Below are 17407 nucleotides of genomic sequence, written 5' to 3'. Positions count from 1 at the left end.
GATTGCTATAATGGATGTAAGTACTTACAAATTAGGAGGATAATTCTAATGACTTGGCAAGATAATATGCAACAATGGCTTGATTATAAGGATTTAGATCCAGATATGAAAGAGCAACTAAACGAAATTAAAAAGGACGATAAAGTCGCTGAAGAAGCATTTTACGCACCTATGGAATTTGGTACTGCTGGTATGCGTGGCTTGATTGGTCCTGGTATTAACCGGATGAACATTTACACAGTTCGTCAAGCAACTGAAGGTTTAGCTTCATTTATGGATACCTTAGACGATAAAGTTAAAACTCAAGGTGTCGCCATCAGTTATGATTCACGTTACTATTCTCAAGATTTTGCTTATGAATCAGCTAAAGTTTTGGGAGCTCACAATATTCACAGTTTCGTATTCGATAGTTTGAGACCTACTCCTGAATTATCCTTTGCTGTAAGAAGCCTACACACATATGCAGGAATTATGATTACAGCCAGCCATAATCCTAAGCAATATAATGGTTTCAAAATCTACGGACCAGATGGCGGTCAAATGCCACCAGCTGAATCAGATAACATTACTAACTTTGCCCGTAAAGCTAGTGACCTCTTTGCTATCAAAGTTAAAGCAGTTCAAAAGTTAAGAGCTGAAAATTTGCTTACTTTGATTGGTGAAGATGTCGATATTAATTATATGAAGAACCTCGAAACAGTTATTGTAAATCCTAAGTTGATCCAAGAATATGGTGACAAGATGAAATTTGTTTACTCACCACTTCACGGTACAGGTAAGATGATTGCCCCACGTATTTTTCAACAATTAGGATTTAAGAATTTCAACATGGTAACTGAGCAAGCTATCCTTGATCCAGAGTTTGCTACAACACCTTTCCCTAATCCAGAATTTGCCCAAACTTTCGACCTCGCTATTGAACGTGGTAAAAAGATTGGTGCCAACATTCTGATTGCAACTGATCCTGATGCTGATAGATTAGGTGCTGCTGTTAGACAACCTGATGGTTCTTATAAACTAATGACAGGTAATCAAATTGCTTCAGTTCTTTTGAATTACTTATTACATGCTAAGAAGAACTTGAATGCATTGCCTACTAACGGAGCAGTTGTTAAGTCAATCGTTTCATCTGAATTGGCTACGGCAATCGCTGATAAATATGATATTAAGATGTTCGATGTTTTGACAGGATTCAAGTACATTGCTGAAAAGATTGAACAATTTGAAGAAACAGGTAGCAACGAATTTCTATTCGGTTTTGAAGAAAGTTATGGATATCTAGTTAAACCGTTTGTTCGTGATAAGGATGCCATGCAATCAACACTTTTGTTGGCTGAAGCAGCTGCTTACTATGAATCAAAAGGTAAGACAATCTACGATGCACTCGAAGACCTTTATAAGGAATTTGGCTATTATCGTGAAAAGACTATTTCTAAGACATTTGCTGGTATCTCAGGAAAAGATAAGATGGCTCAAATCATGAAGACACTTCGTGAAGAAGGCATCGACGAAATTAATGGCGTTAAAGTTGTTGAATCAATCGATTACTTGAATGATACTGATACAACTGAAGCTGGTACTAAGGAAACAGGCTTACCAAAAGCTAACGTATTGAAGTATGTTTTAGCTGACGGTACTTGGGTAGCTGCCAGACCTTCTGGTACAGAACCTAAGATGAAGTTCTATATCGGTGTTAAGAGCGATACTGAAGATGGAGCTGCTGCAAAGCTTGAAGAATTCGGTAAAGAAATCGAAGGCTGGGAATAGTTTTTCCTAATTAAGGAATAAGGGTGTAAAAACCTTTGTTCCTTTTTTTGTGTATTGAAGTATGCCGCCGAAGGGTGCAAGGGATAAAGTTCGCTGTGGACCGGTGCGAGCCAAGGTCTCGCGCCTCGATTTTGAGCTTTGCAAGGTTCGCAAATCTCAAAAGTCGTAGTGGAGTAAGGACTAAAGTCCTAACGCCACTCCCACTGCTGAACTTTATCCCTTGCGCCCTCCGGCTAGTTTTATTTAAATATTTAGGTTGTTATATATTAATTGATTATTTTTGTTTGAATGTGATTTTAAGTTTATGTTAGATAATTCCAGATCTTTTTGGGGTTACCTTTTTTTGTTTAATTTTAGGAACGGGAGATCCATTCAATAGGCCAGTTATTATAATTATTTAGAATAATTAATTTCCTATGAATTTATACATTAGTCGGAGGTTGTCAGAAATATAGTCAGCAGTGGAGGTGGCATTAGAGCTTTAGCTCTTACACCACGGGACGAGTTTTGAGACCGCACTTTGGCTCGTACCGGTCCACACAGCAGACTATATTTCTGACAACCGGAGTAATAACGATAACCAACAAATTGAAAGTTTTGTCTCAATATTGCGTATAACATGGATTTCTTATCTGCGATATAATATTTTCATGGAGTTTGTGAAAAGAGGAAATCAATTTGCTGACAAATCAACATTTAGTAATTATTTCACTTGATGCTTTAGGATTTCGTGATATCAATGAGCATCAGAGTGAATTACCAACTTTAAATAAATTAGTTAATGGTGGAACTTGGGTCAAAGAGGTCAAGGGTATTTACCCAACTTTGACGTATCCATCACACACGACAATCATTACTGGGCAATATCCTAGTGTCCACGGAATTGTCAATAATACTAAGATTCAGCCGGAACGTCGGTCACCCGATTGGTTCTGGTATCAGAAGGATGTTAAATCACCAACGTTATATGATTTGGCTAGAAAGCAGAAATTAACAACCGCAGCCTTTTTGTGGCCTGTAACTGCTGGTAGCAAGATCACTTATAACTTGGCTGAAATTTTCCCTAATCGTATTTGGACTAATCAAGTATTGGTTTCAATGCGTGCTAGTTCGCCATTATTCATTTTAGAAATGAACCAGAAGTATGGAAAACTTCGTAATGGTATTAGACAACCAGAATTGGATGATTTCATCACTGCCTGTACGGTTGATACGATTAAGAATAAAAAGCCTAATTTAACGCTTTTACATTTGGTTGATATGGACAGTATGCGTCACCGTTATGGCGTTCGTTCTGACGAAGCGATGGAAGCTTTGCATCGATTAGACAATCATGTTGCGCAAGTTATTAAGGCAACTAAGGATGCTGGGACGTTTGATGACACCAACTTTGTTATTCTCGGAGACCACTATCAAATTAACGTTGATCGAATGATACATTTGAATACAATGTTTGCTAAACGTGGCTGGTTGACTGCTAAAACTGACCAAACCTTCAAGAAAGATTGGAAAGTCATGGCTAAGACTTGTGATGGTAGTACATATATTTATACGAAGAATTTCGGTCAAATTGATCGATTGCGTGATTTGATTTCTGGTGTTGAAGGGGTCGAAAAAATCTATTCCGGTCAGGAAGCGGCCCAGCGCGGTGCTGATCCTAAATGTACTTTGATGGTTGAAGCCAAAGCGGGATATTATTTCACGGACGAAAGTGACCGTGCACAAGTTGTGGAAAAGGTTTTGCCAGATATGATGGGGGATGCTGACCGTTATCGTGGTGTTCACGGTTATGATCCAGATAAACCTGGTTATAAGACGACTATGATTTTTAACGGACCAATGATTAAGAAAGACAACACAGTTGATAAGGCTGATTTAGTTGATGAAGCACCAACTTTTGCGAAATTATTAGGATTAAAATTCCCAGAGCTCTTGGCAGGTTCCGCAATTGACGATGTCTTTGTAGATTAGGATTGAGGGATGATATGGGATTTAATAAAAAGCAGTGGAGCTGGATTTTTTATGACTGGGCAAACTCGGGTTACGGAATTATTGTAACGACAGCCGTTTTACCAGTTTATTTTAAATCAGTGGCTCAAAATGCAGGCGTTACACAAGCGAACGCTACAGCTTATTGGGGTTATGCAAATAGTTTTGGAACGTTGATAGTTTCAATTTTGGCACCAGTTTTAGGAGCTTTGGCTGATTATCCACATCACAAGAAGCGCCTATTGAGTACATTTTCATTCTTAGGTATCGTTATGACGCTAGGATTGGCACTCTTACCACCGAACCAATGGCAGTTATTACTGGCTGTGTATATCCTGTCGATAATTGGTTATTCTGGGGGAAACCTCTTTTATGACAGTTTCTTAACTGATGTGGCGGACAATAAGAAGATGGATTCGTTGTCATCCAATGGATATGCGTATGGATATCTAGGCGGAGTGATAGCATTCATTCTTTTCCTAGTTTTACAGTTAACTAGCGGTTTTGGAATGCTATCGAGTTATGGCGTAGCGCGCTGGAGTTTTCTATTGGCAGCGTTATGGTGGATAATTTTCTTCATTCCACTTTTGAAAAATGTTCAACAAGTTTATTCATTACCAGAAAATCCACATCCAATAACATCAAGTTTCAAACGAGTTTGGGCAACGGTGACACATTTACGAAAGTATAAAGCAGCTGCTTGGTTCTTGATTGCATACTTCTTCTACATTGATGGAGTTGATACAATTTTTACAATGGCAACGTCAATCGGAATGGACATGGGAATTACCACGACAACCTTGATGATTGTTTTACTAGTCGTTCAATTAGTAGCCTTTCCGTTTTCTATTTTGTACGGCTGGATTGCCAATCATTTTTCAGCAAGAAAAGGAATTTTATTAGCAATTATTTTGTATTTTGGAATCTGTTTGTATGCCTTGAAGTTAACCACAACGGTAGATTTCTGGATTTTGGCAGTCTTAGTCGGAACGAGTCAGGGTGGAATACAAGCCTTGAGTAGATCGTACTTTGGTAAGCTAATTCCGAAAGAATCAGGAAGTGAGTTCTTTGGATTCTATAACATTTTAGGAAAATTCTCAGCCGTTATGGGTCCAGTACTAGTAGGAATAGTGACACAGATAACAGGAAAATCAACAATAGGTGCTGCATCATTGAGCATTTTGTTCTTGATAGGTTTGGTAATTTTCTTAATGTTGCCACGATTAACTGCAGAGAAATGATGACCTTTAAGTCTATTTGAATGAATAGATAAATATTTGTCGCGTTAATATTTCAACCGAGGCTCGAGACCGCTCTTTGGCTCGTACTGTACCGCACAGCAGATGAATACTCTCAGCTCTGGAAACGGTAAACTTAAACATTTTGATCAATAAGTAAAAATATGGCGAAAATATGTTCGCTATGGTAATATAGAGCCAGCGAAATAAGCCGGTATTAATTACATCTAATTCATAACAAAATTAGATGTATTTTTTAGCTTAAAGAGGGGGTAAGTCGTCTGTGATAGATAGAATTACTGATAATAAATTTGATTTGGTTTCAAAATATGCTCCTGCTGGTGACCAAGCACAAGCAATTGAGACAATTGACAAGGATTTTAAAGCTGGTGACAAAGAAGTCATTTTGGAAGGTGCCACTGGTACTGGTAAAACTTTTACAATGGCCAATGTCATTAAAGATTTGAATAAACCAACGTTGATTATTTCACATAATAAAACTTTGGCGGGTCAATTATATGGTGAAATGAAAGAATTTTTCCCCAATAATGCTGTTGAATACTTTGTTAGTTATTATGATTACTATCAACCAGAGGCTTATGTGCCTTCTAGTGATACCTATATTGAAAAAGATTCTAGTATCAATGATGAAATTGATAAGTTGCGCCACTCGGCGACAAGTTCACTTTTGGAACGTAACGATGTAATTGTGATTGCCTCCGTTTCATGTATCTTTGGTTTAGGTGATCCAAGAGAATATGCGGACAGTATTATTTCATTGCATGTCGGTGAACAAATTGCCCGTGATAAATTATTAGAAGAATTAGTCGAAAATCAATTTGAACGTAACGATATTGACTTCCAACGTGGTAGATTTCGTGTTCGTGGCGACGTTGTGGATATCTTCCCAGCTTCACGTGACGATAATGCCATTCGTGTGGAATTTTTTGGTGACGAAATTGATCGAATCATCGAAATGGATGCTTTAACAGGTGAAGTTAAAGGTTCAATGGACCATATCGGAATTTTCCCAGCGACTCACTTTATGATTAGTGATTCTAAGATGGAAGAGGCACTCACTCGAATCCAAGACGAGATGGATGTACAAGTTAAGAAGTTTACTAAAGAGGGTAAGTTACTTGAGGCTCAACGTATCAAGCAGCGTACTGAATATGATATCGAAATGATGCGTGAGATGGGTTATACATCTGGTATTGAAAATTATTCACGCCACATGGAAGGCCGAGCTGAAGGTGAACCACCATTTACTTTGCTTGATTTCTTCCCCAAAGATTTCAATATTATGATTGATGAATCACACGTTACCATGCCACAGATTCGTGGTATGTATAATGGTGATCGTGCCAGAAAACAACAATTAGTCGACTATGGTTTCCGTTTGCCAAGTGCATTGGACAACCGTCCTTTGAAATTGGAAGAGTTTGAAAAACATGTTAACCGAATTCTCTATGTTTCAGCTACACCAGGTCCTTACGAATTAGAAAGAACTGACCATAAGGCGGAACAAATTATTCGTCCAACTGGTTTGCTTGATCCAAAGATTGAAGTCCGTCCAATTATGGGACAGATTGACGATTTAGTTGGTGAAATCAATGATCGTGTTGAGAAACATGAGCGTGTCTTTGTCACGACTTTGACCAAGAAGATGGCTGAAGATTTGACCGATTACTTCAAGGATTTGGGTATCAAAGTTCGTTATCTCCACAGTGATATCAAGACGTTGGAGCGTTCGAAGATTATCCGTGATTTACGTTTGGGCAAATTTGATGTTCTAATTGGTATCAACTTGTTGCGTGAAGGTATTGATGTGCCGGAAGTTTCCTTGATTGCTATTTTGGATGCTGACAAGGAAGGCTTCTTGAGAGCTGAACGTTCATTGGTTCAAATCATTGGACGTGCTTCTCGTAATGAACATGGTAAAGTTATCATGTATGCAGACTCAGTAACTGATTCGATGAAGGGTGCTATTGATGCAACAGCTCGTCGTCGTAAGTTACAGGAGAAATTCAATGAGGAACATGGAATCACGCCAACAACCATTGTTAAACCAATCAGAGATGCAATTTCAATGTTCCAGAAGGTTGATAACAGCTCATCTGAAACGGAAAAGATCAATGATGATATTGACTTCAAGGATATGACTAAGAAAGAACGTGAAGAACTCTTAGCCAACTTGAAGGAACAGATGGAAAATGCCGCCAAGAAGCTAGATTTCGAAGCAGCTGCCAATTTGCGTGATACGATTTTGGAATTAAAGGCGGAAATGAAATAAATATGTTAAATGATAAGATTGTTATTCATGGAGCACGTGCTCATAATTTAAAGGATATCGATGTCACGATTCCTCGTGATAAATTAGTCGTTATGACTGGTCTATCTGGTTCAGGAAAGAGTTCGTTGGCATTTGATACACTTTATGCTGAAGGTCAAAGACGTTATGTGGAAAGTTTATCTTCATATGCGCGTCAGTTTTTAGGTCAAATGGATAAACCGGATGTCGATTCGATTGACGGGTTGAGTCCAGCTATTTCAATTGATCAAAAGACAACTTCCAAGAACCCTCGTTCAACCGTTGGTACAGTTACCGAGATTAACGATTATTTGCGTTTGCTTTGGGCGCGTGTGGGAACTCCAATTTGTCCAAACGATGGGACTAAGATTACTAGTCAATCAGCGCAACAAATGGTTGATGCTATCTTGAAATTGGAAGATGGAACTAAGCTACAAGTTCTTTCACCAGTTGTTCGTGCTAAGCGTGGTCAACATAAGAAGGCTTTGGCACAAATTAAGAAGCAAGGTTATGTTAGAATTCGAGTTGACGGTGAAGTCCGTGATATCGGTGAAGATATTGAATTAGATAAGAATAAGAAACATGATATTGACGTTGTTGTTGACCGTATTGTAATCAATGACCACATTAAGTCACGTTTATTTGATTCTGTTGAGGCTGCTTTACGTCTTTCTGACGGTTACATGAATGTTGATGTAATTGGTCAAGACATGATGGTTTTCTCAGAAAAGAACGCTTGTCCACTTTGTGGATTTACTGTTGGTGAACTGGAACCTCGTTTGTTCTCATTCAACGCACCATTTGGTGCCTGTGATAACTGTGATGGCCTTGGAATGAAGCTTGAAGTTGATATGGATTTGGTTATTCCTGACCCAAGCAAGACTTTGGCTGAAGGTGCGATTGAACCTTGGAATCCCATCAGTTCACAGTATTATCCAGAAATGTTAGCTCAAGCAGCTAAAGAATTTAAGATTGATATGAATACACCTTTTGAGAAATTACCTGAAAAGGCTCAAAATATCGTCTTAAATGGATCTGATGGCAAGACTTTCCACTTCCACTATGAGAATGATTTCGGGAGCGTCAAGGATGTCGATGTACCTTTTGAAGGTGTTATCCCTAATATCAACCGTCGTTATCACGAAACTAACAGTGATTTCACTCGTGAAGTTATGCGTAAGTACATGACTGAGTTAACTTGTCCTGTTTGTCACGGTAAACGTTTGAACCGTCAAGCTTTGGCTGTCAAAGTTAGTGGCAAAGATATTGCCGATGTTTCAGCAATGTCAATTAAGGATGAACTCCCATTCTTCAAGGCCGTTGTTTTGGGTGAACAAAATACTGTGATTGCTAAGCCTATTTTGAAGGAAGTTAAGGACCGTCTCAGCTTCTTGATCAACGTTGGTTTGGAATACTTATCACTTTCTAGATCAGCTGGAACACTTTCTGGTGGTGAAGCTCAACGTATTCGTTTGGCAACTCAGATTGGTTCTAACTTGTCAGGCGTTATGTACATTTTGGATGAGCCATCAATTGGTTTGCATCAACGTGATAATGACCGATTAATCAGTTCGTTGAAGAAAATGCGTGACCTTGGCAATACTTTAATTGTCGTTGAACATGATGAGGACACAATGCGTGCCGCCGATTATTTGATTGATGTTGGACCTGGTGCCGGTGAAGCTGGTGGTAGAATTGTCGCTGCCGGAACACCTGAAGAGGTTGAGAAGAACGCCAAGTCTTTGACTGGACAATATTTGGCTGGTAAGAAATTTGTGCCAGTGCCATTGGAACGTCGTAAGGGTAGCGGTGACTTCGTCGAAGTTTATGGCGCTGCTGAAAATAACTTGAAGAATCTTAATGTTAAGTTCCCATTGGGTAAATTTATCGTTGTAACTGGTGTTTCTGGCTCCGGTAAATCAACTTTAGTTAATATGATTTTGAAACGTGCATTGGCTCAAAAGATGAATCATAATTCTGAGAAGCCCGGTAAATACAAGAAGATTACTGGTTACGAAAATCTCGAAAAAATGATTGCCATTGACCAAAGTCCAATCGGTAGAACGCCAAGAAGTAATCCTGCCACTTATACTGGTGTCTTTGACGATGTGCGTGATCTCTTCTCACAAACTAATGAAGCTAAGCTACGTGGTTACAAGAAGGGTAGATTCTCGTTCAATGTTAAAGGTGGTCGCTGTGAAAACTGTCATGGTGACGGAATCATCAAGATTGAAATGAATTTCTTGCCTGATGTCTACGTTCCTTGTGAAGTTTGTCATGGGACACGTTATAATTCTGAAACTTTAGAAGTTACTTATAAGGGTAAGAACATTGCCCAAGTCTTGGATATGAAAGTTAAAGAAGCACTCGACTTCTTCAGTAATATTCCTAAGATTAGACGTAAGTTGCAGACAATCGTTGATGTTGGTTTAGGTTACGTTTCACTTGGACAATCAGCCACACAATTATCTGGTGGTGAAGCTCAACGTATGAAGTTAGCTTCTGAATTGTATAAGAAGTCTAATGGTAAGAACTTCTATATCTTGGATGAACCAACAACTGGTTTACATACCGATGATATTAAACGTCTGTTAGAAGTTCTCCAACGCTTAGTCGATGAAGGTAATACTGTCTTGGTTATTGAACATAATTTGGATGTCGTTAAGTCAGCTGACTGGTTGATTGATTTAGGACCAGAAGGTGGCGAAGGTGGCGGTACGATTGTTGGTACCGGTACACCTGAGAAGATTGCTAAGGTTAAAGAAAGTTATACAGGTCAATATTTGAAGCCTGTTTTAGTACGTGATACAAAACGTACTAAAGATGCTGAAAAAAATAGTAAATAAAAAAATCTCCCAATTCATGAATTTGAATTGAGAGATTTTTTAGATGAAAATTATTTATTCTTCATTAACTGATTGCAAATAAACTAATTGATCAGTAGAAATCTGTTCATATAAAGCACTACCAAGTTCAGGACTGAATTCCTTAGTTGCAATCTTGGATTGAATGTAGTTATTTTCCTGTTGAAAAGCTTCAATTAACAGTTCATTTTGCTCATCTTGAAAATTTTCGTTATTAACAAAACTACGGGTTAATCGACGGTGTCTTTCATCATAAGCACGACTTACTAGATTGATTTCACGACTATTTTCGTGATTATTAACCAAGCTCTGTGCCAAATAACTGGTGATTCTTTCGAAAGGTTTCTTCTCCGTAATCGCCATTTGTTGCCACATCTGGCGATTACGTTTGATCATTTCGGAACGATTATCAGCTTGGTGATGTTTCATTTGATGAAAGATTTTACGGCGTTTACGAGCCTTTTTGCTAGGTGAGAATCTCTCTAAAATACCAAAACGAACGGCTAATGTGAATCTTTGCCAATCCGTCTGTTGATATTGAACGATTGTCCGTTTTGCCACACGCATATATAGGTTAGCGTTTAATTCATCAATTTCATTATTTTCTAACATTTCGTTGATAGCTTGTTGTTCCAACTCAAAACAATTATCAAAGATGATATTTAGCTTAGCTTTGTCAATATGTCCTTCAATGGTTCTTTGACCATCAAGAATATTGATAACTTGACTAGTGTTAACATTTTGTCCGTGTTGAGTTTGAAGCGAGACGATGGCGTTATCAACCATCTCTATTTTGGCGTGAGCCAATTCTTCTTCGCTGTATTTATTGACTTGTTGAGGCAATAGGAAAGGCAAGACGAATGTTGGAACTAATAGACTTGTGAGAATAACTATCGCAGCCACGAAGATAATATCGGTCCGGTAAGGGAATGGCTGTCCATTTAGTTTTAATGGTAATGAGAAAGCCATTGCTAAAGTAATGGTTCCATGGACTCCACTGAGAGCCATGATAATGCTGTTAGCTCGTTTTTCTTTTTTATCCCAAGCACGAATACGTGCCAGATCCAGAACTGTCCACAGGTAACGTAAGGCGGTCATGATGGCATATAGTAGAATACCAATACCCAAAAGAATGGCGATTGAGCCGGTATTGCGTTCGTGCAAGTCAATAATGACTTTTGGCAATGATAATCCTAGTAAGACAAAGACGATTCCGTTCAAAATACTGGAAACGATTTGCCAAGTACTGGTCATAACAATTTGTAATCGCGAACTGGTTAGACGTAAACGGTTTTGTTGAATACCGTGCATCAAACCAGTAACAACGACTGCTAGAATTCCAGAAACACCGATGGCTTCAGCTATTAGATAGACAACGAATGGCGTTAAGAGTGTGAAAGGTACCATCACTGAAGGTGTATCGACGTGCATATTGATCAAACGCAATCTTAAAGCAACGATAAATGCACCTAGAATTCCACCGAGGATAATACCCCCGAAGAAAACATACATGAAATTGCCGATACCGTTCAAAAGTGAAAAATGTCCAGTAATTGCTGCAGCGATAGCTAAATTCAAAGCTACGATACCAGAAGCATCGTTGAATAGTGACTCATTTTCCAAAGTTCCCATAACCTCGGTTGGAACTAACATGTTGCTAGTGATGGAACCGACCGCCACGGCATCGGTTGGGGTGATGATGGCTCCTAATGCAAAGGCTAATGCCAGTGGCATACTAGTGATGAGTGAATGTGTTACGAAACCAACAATTAAGATAGAAATAATTGCCAGTTCGACCGATAGTGAAAAAGTTGTTCCAAATTGATGTGTTAAACGTGAAAGACTGGTGTGTTGACCATCGTTAAACATCAATACTGAAATAATTACTAATAAGAAAACTTCAGGTTCTAGTTCAAAATGACTGTAAATAGGTATAAATGATAAAACTAAACCGGCTGCAATCTGGATGAATGCAATCGGAATTTTAGTGAATTTTCCTGAAATGATATTGGCGACTACTACAGCCGCAAGCAATAAGAGTATTAGAAAGACTGTTTCCATATAAAGCCCCCTCTGACGTTCTTTATTGTATCGTAAATGGGTGAAAAAAATTATCTTTATCTTTTAAATTACAAAACTGACACGCCAGGGATGTTGTGTTATGCTTATATGCGAATGTGAGGTGCAATATGGCAGAAGATATGCTTAGTTTGGTCATTGTTACCGGAATGAGTGGCGCTGGTAAGACTGTTGCCATGCAATCCTTTGAAGATTTAGGATATTTTTGTATTGATAACATGCCACCTAACTTGCTTCCTAAGTTTTGGGAGTTAGTACATGAATCCGGTACGATCAAAAAAGTAGCACTAGTTGTAGATATTAGATCACGTTCATTTTATGATGAGATTTTTTCTATGCTCTCAAAAATGGATGAAGATGAACAAGAAAAACATCAAAAAGTTGATATGAAGATTCTCTTCTTGAATGCTTCCGATGAAGAACTGGTTTCTCGTTATAAAGAAACCCGTCGCAGCCATCCGTTAGCTATGGAAGGCCGTTTGTTGGACGGTATTCAAAAAGAAAGAGAACTGTTATCTGAAATTAGAGGACGTGCTTCAGTTGAAATTAATACGACTGATTTAACACCTCGTCAACTTCGTGAAGAAATTTTTGATAATTTCCAAGAGAGTTCAGTTGTTCCAACTTTCCATATTGAAGTATTATCATTTGGTTTCAAATATGGATTGCCAATCGACGCTGATATTGTCATGGATGTGAGATTCTTGAGAAATCCATTCTATATTAAAGAGTTAAAGACTCAAACCGGAATGGATAAGCCTGTTTATGATTATGTCATGGATGATGCTGAAACTCAGAATTTTTATAATAAATTTTATGATTTGATGAAAGATATTGTTCCCGGATATGAAAAAGAAGGGAAAACTAGTTTAACAATTGCAATTGGTTGTACTGGTGGTCAACATCGTTCCGTTGCAATTGCCCAACGACTTGGTATGGATTTGAAGAAGAAATACTACGTCGATATTACTCACCGTGACATGGAAAAATCGCAAAAGAAGGTAATCGAACATGGCAACAAATAGGATAGTTCGGGTTGTTAAAGGACGTCGTCCAAGAGTTGTAGTTATAGGTGGGGGTACTGGTTTACCAGTTGTATTGAACAGTTTAAGAAACATGGATGCTAATATTACCGCAATTGTTACCGTAGCCGATGATGGGGGATCATCTGGTATCATTCGTGATTATATCAACGTTGTCCCTCCTGGGGATATTCGAAACGTTTTAGCATCTCTTTCAGATTTACCTAAAGTAGACTTAGATGTCTTCCAATATCGTTTTAAGACTAACGACGATTTCTTTTCTGGTCATGCGATTGGAAATCTCATCATTGCTGCTTTAACGGAAATGTCACCTAATATTTTTGACGCCGTACAAGAACTATCTAAAATGATGCACGTTGATGGCCATGTTTACCCAGCTAGCAATACTAAATTGACATTGCATGCTGAGTTTACCGATGGAACTAAACTAGCCGGAGAGCACGAAATTACGCACTCTGGTAAGCATGTTAAGCGAGTTTGGGTCACAAATTCAGATGAACCAGAAGAGGAACCAAAGTCAGTTATTTCAGTTATTGCTTCAATTATGCAAGCTGACGTTGTTGTCTTAGGTCCTGGTAGTTTGTTCACAAGTATTTTGCCTAACTTGATGATCAGCGATATCGGTGAAGCTGTTAAGAAAACATCTGCTGAAGTTGTTTATATTTGTAACATCATGACACAGATTGGTGAAACTGAAGGCTTTACTGATGCTGATCACGTCAAGGTTTTGAATGAACATTTAGGCGGTAACTTTATTGATACTGTCCTAGTTAACACGAGAAAAATACCTAAGGGATATATGGATCATAAGAAATATGACGAGTATGTCAATCAGGTACAAACAGATTTTGAAGATTTACGAAACATGGGTTGCAAAGTTATCCAAGATGACTTCTTGTCATTGCACGATAAAGGTGCATTCCATGATGGAGAAAAGGTTGCCAAGGAAATTATTAGTCTATCCTTGCAATCTGGAAATAGAAAAAATGAGGTGAGACGTTAGTGGTTTCTTACGCAAGTGAGGTCAAACAGGAACTCACAAAGTTAGTCGTCCATCCAGAACATGCTCGAGTAGAATTATCAGCATTGTTACGAATGAATGGCTCATTAAGCATACAAAATCATCACTTCGTCTTAACCGCACAAACTGAGAACGCTGCAATTGCCAGAAGAATTTTTTCTTTGATAAAGCAAAAGTATGGTATGGAATCAGAATTGCTTGTGCGTAAAAAGATGAAATTGAAGAAAAATAATCAATATCTAGTTCGTTTAAAACATGATACCAACAAAGTTTTGACTGACTTGGATATTTTGGATGAGTCTGGCTTGTCGATTAATACCGATGTACCAGAAGAAGTATTGACTGAAGATCAACGGATGCGTTCATATCTTCGTGGAGCTTTTTTGGCTACCGGAAGTGTTAATAATCCGGAGACTTCCAGATATCATTTGGAGATTTATTCATTGTATGAAACTCATAATGAGGGAATTGCTCAGATGATGAATTACTTTCATTTGAACGCTCGGACAACTAGGCGTCGGAATGGTTATATCGTTTACTTGAAGGAAGCTGAAAAAATTGCAGACTTCTTGCAGGTGATTGGTGCTACTAATTCTATGTTAAAGTTTGAGGATATTAGAATTGTCCGTGATATGAGAAATTCAGTTAACCGTTTGGTTAATTGCGAGAATGCTAATATCAATAAGACTGTAGCTGCTGCCGAACGTCAAATTGAAAATATTAAACATTTACAAGCTACAGTTGGCTTGGATTCTCTACCTGATAAATTACGTGAGATTGCGGTCTTGCGTTTGGAAAATCCCGAAGTTTCTTTGAAGGAATTAGGCGATATGGTTCCTAGTGGAGCTATTTCTAAATCAGGTATCAATCATCGATTGAGAAAACTGAACGAACTGGCTGAGTCAGCTTAAATCTGCCGTTTCCAGAGCTGAGAGTATTCATCTGCTGCGCGGTACGGTCCGAGCCAAAGAGCGGTCTCGAACCTTGGTTGAAGCCTTTTCAAAGACCGAAATGTCTCCAACACGCCCGGTGGTGTAATGGCTAAAGCCATAACGCCACTTTCGCTGCTGATGAATACTCTCAGCTCTTCCAACTAAGTTGTTATTTTAAAAAGTTGAATAGTTTAAATCAAAAATGAGTCGATAATCTTTTTATGATTATCGGCTCATTTTTTTACATTCTTAATTGTTTGATAGTTGGAATTAATAATACGATTACTAAAGCGAAGAACAGTGTAAATGATAACCAAATCAACGGGCGATAAAGTGTTGGTTGAATTTGGATTATTTTATAGCTGACTTGCTTGTAGGCATGTTGATTGTTGATATTGATAAAACCAGTGCTGTCAATTTTGAACGGAACTAATTTACCATTGGATGTGATGCGATAGTTTAGTGTTCGATAACCGAAGACTGGCAATTTGATATTTCCTTTGGGAACATTTGATGCAGTTAAAGTTAATGAATTAGCTGTTGTCGAATGTTCTAATGGAATATCACGTTGTTCAGTGACAGCCAAGTGGTGAGAAATTAGGTATGAAACTTGCGGATCCAAACTGGCACCGTCTGAGCCTTTTTGAACGGGAACAGAATTTGGGGCGTAGTCTGGGATTAACGTGCGCATGAGTTTGTCACTATTGATACCTGATGAAGTGACTTTAGCATTGGCATTCAGAGGGACCACTGTTTTGGAATATTGAGTGACGATAGGACTGTGGGCAGTTTTGAAATATTGGTCGTGGAAAGCTGTTTGTACTGCCATTACATACGATAAAACGACCATGCTAACGAAGATGATACGTGTGTGTTTCTGATTGAAGTTAATCAATACCAGAATTAATGGAATCATGCCCAAGAAAGGAGCAAAGCGCCAGTTTGCATATTGGAATGTGTTGATGATTGGCAGACGACCTAATAGACCCCAAGGGATGATATTGGTACTGAACAGAATCAAGGCTAACTCAACGTAAAACCATGGTAATAATTGCTTGAGTTTATTTTTTTTGAGACCAACTATGGTGATGACTAGCAGGATAATTGCCGTTATAGAGATAGTTGATTTAGCATTCCAACGAGTCGTCATAAACAACGTCCAAATTGGTTCACTGATAACGTGTCCTTTACCAAATGGTGCCAGCAAGCCAGTTTTAGAAATCCGAATGATCCGATAAATTATCGGTAGACAGAGGACAACTGTTAAAAAAGCGGCGATGAGTAAATTTAACCAAGCTAAGTAATTCTTCTTAATAATTGTTTCAATTATTAAAAAAATACCAGCAATGATTGTGATAGCAATAGCACTTAGCAGGTGAGAATTGATGACAATAGTCATTAATAATGCTGTTTTGATAATTAAAGGTGGATCGATTTTATCACTTTCAATGGCATCTTTAAGTGTAAAGAGCAATGGAAAAGCAAAAATCATAACGATCGCTGTACCGGTTTGCATTTCACTAGTTAAATCTTTTATTGCCGAACCTGATAGGACAAAAATTGTTGCAGCTAAAATGGCGTTACGACTGTCAAAACGTTTGTTTAAGGAAATGAATGAAACGATAAATATTAAAGCATAAATCAACGTTTTAATCGCAATTTGTTGATGGATTGGCGTTAAGAAGTTTGTTATCCAAACAAAGGGCCAGAGCGTAAAATCGGGATACATGCCATTGACGGCTTGTCCAGTGTTGAAGAAGGTATTGAAATTGACCCAACTTGGCAGTGAATGTTGCTGAAAAGCCAGTCTGATTTCATAAATACGCTGGGAATGAAAGTATGTATCATACATGGAGACCATGTAATTAAAGTGGAATTGCCACAGTGTCCATGCTAATAAAACTACGAAAAATAATAGGGCAATAAAAATAGTTTGTAGAGCGGGTTTATTCTTTGAATTCAAAATTTCCCCTCCTAAATAAAATAGATATGTAGTGCTATTTAAAAATTCCGTCTCCAGAGCTGGGAAATATTCACAAGCTGTGCGGACCGGTTCGAGCCATAGTGCGGTCTCGAACCTCGGTTTGAAGCCTTGACACGGTTCGTCAAGTCTCCAAATACGCCCGTTGGTATAAGTACGGGAAATTCTTCCCGTGCTTATAC

The 17407-nt window shown here is 38.3% G+C and carries 10 protein-coding genes; 8 read left to right on the top strand and 2 right to left on the bottom strand.

Annotated elements, in window-relative coordinates:
- The first annotated feature begins 48 nt into the window (after nucleotides 1-48).
- From AAA923_RS08690 to uvrA, 5 genes are all read left to right on the top strand, one after another.
- Nucleotides 49-1767 carry a phospho-sugar mutase gene (locus AAA923_RS08690; protein WP_338216390.1) on the top strand — a complete coding sequence of 573 codons (1719 nt, stop codon included), beginning with the start codon at nucleotides 49-51 and terminating at the stop codon, nucleotides 1765-1767.
- 678 nt (nucleotides 1768-2445) lie between these two features.
- On the top strand, nucleotides 2446-3738 hold the full coding sequence (locus AAA923_RS08685) for an alkaline phosphatase family protein (protein ID WP_338216388.1): 1293 nt from the start codon (nucleotides 2446-2448) through the stop codon (nucleotides 3736-3738).
- Nucleotides 3739-3752: 14 nt separating this feature from the next.
- Nucleotides 3753-4997, top strand: a complete 1245-nt coding sequence (locus tag AAA923_RS08680) for an MFS transporter (protein WP_338216386.1) — start codon at nucleotides 3753-3755, stop codon at nucleotides 4995-4997.
- A gap of 280 nt (nucleotides 4998-5277) precedes the next feature.
- Complete coding sequence (gene uvrB / locus AAA923_RS08675) at nucleotides 5278-7287, top strand: excinuclease ABC subunit UvrB (protein ID WP_338216385.1); 2010 nt, start codon at nucleotides 5278-5280, stop codon at nucleotides 7285-7287.
- Nucleotides 7288-7289: 2 nt separating this feature from the next.
- A complete protein-coding gene (gene uvrA, locus AAA923_RS08670) occupies nucleotides 7290-10151 on the top strand; it encodes an excinuclease ABC subunit UvrA (RefSeq protein ID WP_338216383.1) in 2862 nt (953 codons plus the stop codon).
- A 54-nt stretch (nucleotides 10152-10205) separates the two neighbouring features.
- Here the strand turns inward: uvrA and AAA923_RS08665 are convergent, their stop codons facing one another.
- Nucleotides 10206-12230 (bottom strand): cation:proton antiporter, encoded by a 2025-nt coding sequence (locus tag AAA923_RS08665; protein WP_338216382.1) that lies wholly within the window; start codon nucleotides 12228-12230, stop codon nucleotides 10206-10208.
- A gap of 128 nt (nucleotides 12231-12358) precedes the next feature.
- On the opposite strand from AAA923_RS08665, the gene rapZ reads away from it, so the two are divergent.
- From rapZ to whiA, 3 genes are read left to right on the top strand one after another with little or no spacing between them, the layout of a single operon-like run.
- Nucleotides 12359-13273 carry an RNase adapter RapZ gene (rapZ, locus tag AAA923_RS08660; RefSeq protein ID WP_338216381.1) on the top strand — a complete coding sequence of 305 codons (915 nt, stop codon included), beginning with the start codon at nucleotides 12359-12361 and terminating at the stop codon, nucleotides 13271-13273.
- The gene (locus AAA923_RS08655; RefSeq protein ID WP_338216379.1) at nucleotides 13260-14294 is read left to right on the top strand and encodes a gluconeogenesis factor YvcK family protein; all 1035 of its coding nucleotides are present in this window, start codon (nucleotides 13260-13262) and stop codon (nucleotides 14292-14294) included. The genes rapZ and AAA923_RS08655 overlap by 14 nt, the downstream gene beginning before the upstream one ends.
- Nucleotides 14294-15223 carry a DNA-binding protein WhiA gene (gene whiA / locus AAA923_RS08650; protein ID WP_338216377.1) on the top strand — a complete coding sequence of 310 codons (930 nt, stop codon included), beginning with the start codon at nucleotides 14294-14296 and terminating at the stop codon, nucleotides 15221-15223. The genes AAA923_RS08655 and whiA overlap by 1 nt, the downstream gene beginning before the upstream one ends.
- 262 nt (nucleotides 15224-15485) lie before the next feature.
- On the opposite strand, the gene AAA923_RS08645 is transcribed toward whiA, so the two are convergent.
- The gene (locus tag AAA923_RS08645) at nucleotides 15486-17207 is read right to left on the bottom strand and encodes a putative glycosyltransferase family protein (RefSeq protein ID WP_338216375.1); all 1722 of its coding nucleotides are present in this window, start codon (nucleotides 17205-17207) and stop codon (nucleotides 15486-15488) included.
- Nucleotides 17208-17407 lie beyond the last annotated feature (200 nt).

The sequence above is a fragment of the Companilactobacillus muriivasis genome, assembly GCF_036246245.1.
Taxonomy (GTDB): Bacteria; Bacillota; Bacilli; order Lactobacillales; family Lactobacillaceae; genus Companilactobacillus; species Companilactobacillus muriivasis.
Note: the sequence above shows the minus strand (reverse complement) of the source record. Positions and strands in the feature narration are given on the sequence as shown.